At 43.5% G+C, this 6,981-nt stretch carries 5 protein-coding genes and 1 rRNA gene; 2 read left to right on the forward strand and 4 right to left on the reverse strand.

The features are described from left to right. Positions 1-294: 294 nt before the first annotated feature. The 3 genes from G6554_RS24935 to G6554_RS24945 form a co-directional block, all read right to left on the reverse strand. Positions 295-3,417: an MMPL family transporter gene (locus tag G6554_RS24935; protein WP_166246792.1), complete on the reverse strand. Its 3,123-nt coding sequence runs from the start codon at positions 3,415-3,417 to the stop codon at positions 295-297. Positions 3,418-3,419: 2 nt separating this feature from the next. Beyond that, entirely contained in the window at positions 3,420-3,881 is a 462-nt protein-coding gene (locus tag G6554_RS24940) for a MarR family winged helix-turn-helix transcriptional regulator (protein WP_166246793.1), read from the reverse strand. A gap of 199 nt (positions 3,882-4,080) precedes the next feature. Further along, on the reverse strand, positions 4,081-4,800 hold the full coding sequence (locus G6554_RS24945) for a hypothetical protein (protein WP_242637712.1): 720 nt from the start codon (positions 4,798-4,800) through the stop codon (positions 4,081-4,083). Positions 4,801-5,230: 430 nt separating this feature from the next. Here G6554_RS24945 and G6554_RS24950 point away from each other — a divergent pair, with 430 nt between their 5' ends. Continuing rightward, entirely contained in the window at positions 5,231-5,962 is a 732-nt protein-coding gene (locus tag G6554_RS24950; RefSeq protein ID WP_166246794.1) for an ABC transporter ATP-binding protein, read from the forward strand. Then, positions 5,959-6,714, forward strand: coding sequence for an ABC transporter permease (locus tag G6554_RS24955; protein WP_166246795.1), 756 nt, complete (start codon positions 5,959-5,961; stop codon positions 6,712-6,714). The genes G6554_RS24950 and G6554_RS24955 overlap by 4 nt, the downstream gene beginning before the upstream one ends. Positions 6,715-6,857: 143 nt before the next feature. Here the strand turns inward: G6554_RS24955 and rrf are convergent. Next, positions 6,858-6,974: ribosomal RNA gene (gene rrf / locus G6554_RS24960) — 5S ribosomal RNA — on the reverse strand. Positions 6,975-6,981 lie beyond the last annotated feature (7 nt).

Consider the following 6,981-nt stretch of genomic DNA (forward strand, 5'->3'; position numbering starts at 1 on the left):
CTCCATCTCCCTTAGGATTAATATAAGTTTTTACAAGATCTTGTTTGTTTCTGACTACACTTATATATTATCACCTTTCCAAAGGTAAGAAAGATGTTTGTGATACTTTTCACAAATTAGCAACAAAGTCTTGAAGTAATTGTGAACTACCGTTAACTCCCATACAAATCACATTAAAGATCTACCTTGAAAAATATCAAAATTTGATTTGTGGTTCCTTGTGCAAACAAAAAAACCAGCCTCCACCCACGATAAGGGCTGAGACTGGTCCATCTTCCTGTGACGAGCACGATATTAATTTGTCGGCCTTTTAAACGGCCACCAGTTTGCTTCGCCAAAGGTTTTGACCATGACTGGAACAAACAGTGGTAAGACGACGAAGGCGTAGAGCAAGAGCCCGGTTAAGATGATCGAAGCAATCTGCAACAGGGATAGCATCCCTGATGGCATCATTGCCGCAAAGGTCCCACCGAGAATAATCGCCGCAGAGATGATGACGGTGCCCATTTTTTTCATGGCCATCAGCATCGCATCACGTACCGTTAATTCTTTATACTCGTTAAAACGATCCATGAGGAAAATACTATAGTCAATGCCAAGGGCCATCAAGATGATAAAGGCAAAGAACGGAACCGCCCAGCTGATGCCTGTATAGTGAAGAATCTTCATAAAGATGACCTCATTAATCGACATGGCGGTATAGTACGTAAGAACTAACGAACCAATCAAATACACCGGCATAATAATCGAACGGAATAAGAAAATTAAGATAATCGAGATGCCGATGAGCATGTAAATAACCGTCCGGGTATAGTCCTGATTGGACATCGTTTGCAGGTCAGCATTTGTACTGGTGATTCCGCCAACCGCGACAACGGCATTTTCTAACTTTGTTCCTTTGGTTGCCTGTTTAATCGTCGACTTAATGGCCTCGACTTGATCGATCGCCTCATTCGAATAAGGACTTTTTTTAAAAACAACATCCATCGTTATGACTTTACGGTCTGGTGAAAAATAAGTATCAAGAACTTGGGCGAAGTCCTTACTTTCCAGCATCTCCTCCGGTAAATAAAACGCCGAGCTGACCGACAAACCGGACACGTAGTCTTGGGCAGACGCTAAGCCATCAGAAATTTGGTCGAGACCATCAGCACTTTGACCAAGACCATCCGTTAATGTGGCCATTTGGTCACCTAAACCGCCGAAGCCGTCTAGTAATTGCTGCTGCCCTTTATTAATGTCAGTTAAACCATTGGTTACCTTCGGGAAGTTATCTACAATCTGTCCTTGCCCATTTGCTAATTGATCAAACCCTGCCTGCTGCTGGGCAATCCCATCGATTAACGCTTGCAGGCCTGCTCCGATTCCCGCTTGGCCCTCCACCACTTTTTTATAATTGGACGTTGCGGTATTCACCCCCTCTGTTAGCGGCGCAAGGCCGGCATTTAATTTTGATAGATTTGTAGACAGTTCAGCCAGCGGACCCTTAACCCCTAAAACGGTGCCTTTTATTTTTCCATATTCAGGGGAATTCGTAATCCCTTGATAGTCTGATTCTATTTTTGAAAAATCATCATTCGTGATTTGCGCAAGATTGGCAGAAATTCCGGCTAAGCCGCCACCAATTTGCTGATAGCCATTGTTTAAAGTAGTGAGATTGGCACCAACATCTTGGTAGCCTTTTAAAAGTGCTTGATGATGACCCAGTAACTCTTCTGCACCAGCTTTAGCCTTGGCCAAGCCAGCCTTTATTTGGGTAGAACCCGCTGATCCTTGACGAATTCCATTCTCAATCTTCGCCAAATTGGTTTGAATTTCAACGAGACCTGATTTCAACTCATTGGTGCCTGACACCAATGAGCCAATCCCATCGGTCGCCGTTTTTAATTGCGGGGAGGATTTGGCTAGTTCACTTTCAGCCTGATGCAAACCATCGCTGATTTTAACCACGCCATCCTTCCCTTCCCCAAGTCCTTCCGCCAATGTTGCCGCTTGTTTTGACACATACAAATCTTCAATCGGCTCACCAACAGGTCTTGTTGCCGAACGAACCTTATCGACTAAATTGACCTTTTCCAGATCCTGTGAAAGAGCTTCAACTATATTCAAGTATTCCAGAGAGTCCATTTTTTCATCATTCTTAATCACAACCTGTGTAGACATTGCCTCACCGGGACTGAAACTTTCGGCAATGGCATTGAATCCTTTTATCGCCGGAATATCTTCACTTACCTCTTCAAGTGAGTTAAAGGATAATGTCCCATTGTACGTGACGAGAAAAGGCACGCAAACGGCAGCAACAATTAACAAGGCAAGGAAGGGTCTAGCAAGTGAGAATTTCCCCGCTCCCCCCCACAGCTTGCTTTCCCCATGCTCCGCTGTCTTTTTCGATGGCCAGTAAATTTTCAAACCAAGTACCGCCATGAAAAACGGAACAATCGTGAACAGGGCAATTAGCAGAATCGCAACACCGACAGCGACGGCTGCCGCTGATTGATACAATTGAAATTGTGAGAACCCAATAGCAGCAAAGCCAATCATGACCGCGACCCCACTAAAGAACACCGTACGGCCGGCATTTTTATACGTCGCCACGATCGCATCCGTAATCGATTCCTGGTCAGCTAACTCCTCTTTAAACCGGCTTAATAGTAAAATACAGTAATCCGTTCCGATTCCGAACAAGACAGCCACCAGGAAAATCTGCGTGTAGCTGGAAATTGGAAAGTCGAGTTTGTCAACCAAAAAGGCGACAATCGATTGGGACGTCAAATAAGTGAACCCGACCGTAATTAATGGAATGAACGGGGCAATGACCGAACGGAAGACAAGCAGTAATACGCCCAAAATGAAAACGACCGTAATTCCCTCTGTTTTTTTCAAGCCTTCCTGTGAGCTGGTCATTAAGGCTTCACTAATCAGCCAGCTGCCTGTGTAATAATGCTCAACTTTCACATCATCAGTCGTTTTATAAAAAAGCTCACGGAGCTCTTTATCGGTATACTTCTTATTCCAGGTGTGCTTGATGGATACCATTATCGTTTTTCCGTCGTCAGATACAAGTTGATCCTTTAAATTTGGTTCGTTAAAATGTGTTAAGATCTCGGTAATGCCGAGCTGCTTTTTAGCCGCTTCAAGCTCGCGAATAGCGCGTTCCGCTTCGGAAAATTCCTGTTTCGTCAGCTTTTTATCGCTGTGAAAAACAAGAGCAACGGTTGCCGTATCCCCCACATTCTTCTGTCCCTGGACTTCATCCATAATTTGTCCGGCTAATGCCGATGAATAGCCCTCAGGAACTTTAATATCCCCTTTTTCCTTCACAAGGTCCGCCATGTTTGGAGCGACTAAAAACAAACTAACCGCCACGACAATCCAAGCAAGTAAAACAAACCATTTCCCCTTAATAATTGCTCTCACCGTTATTCCCCCAACCTCTCTTCTTTGGTTGCCAAAATGATTCGATTCAACTTTTCATATGTTTTCATAAACGTTTTGATCTCTTCCTGATCAAATTGCTTGATTAACGATCCGACAAGCTGATTAATACCTAATTCTGTTTCATGAAATAATTCCTGCCCTACCGCTGTTAACGTTAGGTAGACCACGCGCCGATCATTTTCATCACGCGTCCGCTGAATGAACCCTTTTTTCCACAATCGTTCAATCATGGCCGTAATCGCACTCTTTTTAACATGAAATACCTCGGCCAGCTCTGAAGATGTACATTCTTCCTTCTGGTTGATATACCTAAGTATGTAATGCTGATCATTTGTTAAATCGCTTCCGATTTGACATTTGACTAATTGCGCAGTATTTTTCTCAATCGAGAATGTCAGATTAATATACTGATCAACTAATTCCTTGATAGCCGTATTTTCCATAGATTGTTCACCTCGCTAATAGTTAATCAATTGAACTATTTTCCTTTTTTAGATTAATATATGCCTAGTTGCTTGTCAATAGTATGAAGTGATTAATAAAAGCCACTAAATATACTGCCAAAACATAGAAAGGAGCGGCTGGCAAACCTACTAGAAAAATTAAAGAGAGGAATTCATCACGAATCCCTCTTGTTTATCTTTATATATTTCCCCCAAATATCGCCACATTTTGCCGATCATGATCAAAAATATGCCCATTCCATTTTAATACCGTTTGGACAATACCGAGCCCATCGGCATTATACCTCCCGGCAATTCGCTGGTAGGTCATAAGTTCATACACGCCATCCCGATTGAAATCAACCGGATATACTCCCGACAAAGGATTTACCCATCCTTGGATCGGTGCCTTCAGCCTGCCAGTAGAGTCATAGATTTCATCTAGGTAGGTCCTTCCCTTATATGTTAAATCCAGAAGATATTTTTCTTTTAGGCGATGACTAATCACTGCTGCCTTGTACTGATTTTCATAGTTTACATCGTATTGATAGGTTTCATTAAAGTGATCGGAATCAAGGATCCGTCGGAATTGACCGTTCATAAACGAAAATCCATCTGCATAAATAGCGCCGCCACTTCCACCGGTATCAATCACGATTAAAATATCATCAGCATTATTACCGGTCAAATCACCAAGAAAGAGTGTGGGATGGTATCCGGCATTATTTTTTAAAGGGATATGTTGTTGTTGTTTCGTTCTTCCATTCTGAACAACCAGCGTGATTTGTTGCCAAAAAGGACTGTCGGGCGTTTGATTGGCCGTCAAAAAGACATGGTCGATGACTCCATCCCCATCAATATCTCCATTCTTGGCCGCTACAATGGTCGCCACATTTTGGTGTGTTGATGTGCGAAGCATCCCCCACGATTCCTGCCTGCAGGAAGAATGGGACCACCCATTATGAGGATGAACCATTTCGTTTCTGAAGCCATATATACCCATATGCCTCCCCCTTTTTTCTCGAAGTTCTCACTCACGTATCCTATGAAGGCTATCGTAAAATCGTGACACGAGCAACATGGACGATGGGCATACAACATACCTGGACCATCCATGAAAGAATTGAGAAATTGTGTAGCTTAAGAAGTTTCATAGGAAAATTCAGCTAAATTGTGACATCCATTCGACTGAATTCCTTATATGCTATACTAATTAATCGATTAATTAAAACTGCATGATAGTCCGATTAAGTAGCTAAATTTGGGAAAGTCCCTTATATTTCATGCGATTCCATTGTGTACTATGATATAATTCATTCCCAAGAGGAAAATGGAAAGAAGTGAAATTGATGTCTGCGGATTATACACCGGCTGTTCATTTTCGGAATGTACATTATTCCGCCTACAATCGGCCCATTTTAGAAGAAATTACCGGATCGTTTCCTGAGGGTAAAATTACCACTTTGGTCGGGCCATCAGGAGCCGGAAAAACAACACTACTTAAACTATGCAATGGGCTGCTGTCGCCTGATTCAGGTGAAATTTTTATAAAAGACCAAAACATCGACAGCTATAACCCTGTCAAATTACGGCGATACGTGGGAATGGCGCTACAAAGTGCCCCAATGGTCAGTGGAAGTGTGTTCAAAAACCTGGCACTCCCCATGGAACTGCAAGGGAAACAACTAGCGGAGGATGAGGCCCGGGAGCTGTTGGTCCAAGTAGGTCTTGATGCCACGTTTTTGCACCGGAATAGTAAAGAGCTATCCGGTGGTCAACGGCAAAAGGTTTCGATTGCCCGCACACTTGTGAACCGTCCCCGGATTATTTTGCTCGATGAAATCACCTCTTCACTCGACCCGGCATCCCAGAAGGAAATCGAAGCATTGATTGTAAAAATTAATCGAAAATTCAACACGACCATCATCTGGATTACGCACAATTTGGAACAGGCGTTGACAATTGGCGAGTACACCTGGGTGATGATGGATGGGAAAGTGATTGAAACGGGGGAAAGCAGGTTGCTTGATGCGCCGGTAAATGAAAAAGTAAAACGGTTTGTGAAAGGAGAAGGACAATGAGTTATCTGGCACTAGCTATCGCGCTTATTTTCGTCCTGATCCCGCTTTTTCTATCGAAAACACTACATCTGGGGCTTGAAAAGGACACGTTGATCGCTACCATCCGCTCCATTATCCAGCTATTTGCGGTCGGCTATATTCTCAAATTTGTTTTCGAAGCGGATAGCCCTCTCTATATTCTGCTGATGGTGGGAGTCATGATTGGCGCCGCCACGCAAAATGCGAGAAAAAAAGGAAGTGTGATCCAAGGCATCACCTGGAAAGTAGCAATTACCTTAATTTTTATAGAGGTACTGACGCAAGGGATTATACTAGGCTTTCACATTACGCCGTGGGCGGCGCAATATATTATCCCAATCAGCGGTATGGTCATTGGCAACTCGATGATTCTCGCCATTTTGTTCCTTAATCGTTTTTCTGCAGAGATTGAATCACGGCAGGACGAAACCGAACTCATTCTGTCCCTTGGGGGAACACCCAAACAGGCCATCCGTAACCAACTAATCACCTCCATTAAAGCGAGCATGATTCCGACCATTGAAAGCCAAAAAACCATTGGGCTCGTCCAGCTCCCTGGCATGATGAGTGGCCAAATCATCGGCGGGGCCGATCCGATTCAAGCCGTGCAATTCCAATTGCTTATTTTATTCTTGCTTTTAACCACTGCATCCGTCACAAGCATCATGATCGGGACCTTATCCTATCCATCATTGTTTAACCAAAGGATGCAGCTGTTACGGGCGCGTCGATAGACAGTTTCAAACCCATTGATTGGGGGTCATTGCTTCTAAAATATCTTGTTCATGGTAGCCAATCGATGCCATAGTTTTTTATTTATCAACCGTATTTTTTTACATACAAAAAAGGACAATCACAGTGATTGTCCTTTTCATGTGCCTGGCAACGTCCTACTCTCACAGGGGCGCATGCCCCAACTACCATCGGCGCTGAGAAGCTTAACTTCCGTGTTCGGTATGGGAACGGGTGTGACCTTCTCGCCATAATTACCAGACTAATTT

It is taken from the genome of Bacillus sp. MM2020_4 (assembly GCF_011250555.1).
Taxonomy (GTDB): domain Bacteria; phylum Bacillota; class Bacilli; order Bacillales; family Cytobacillaceae; genus Neobacillus.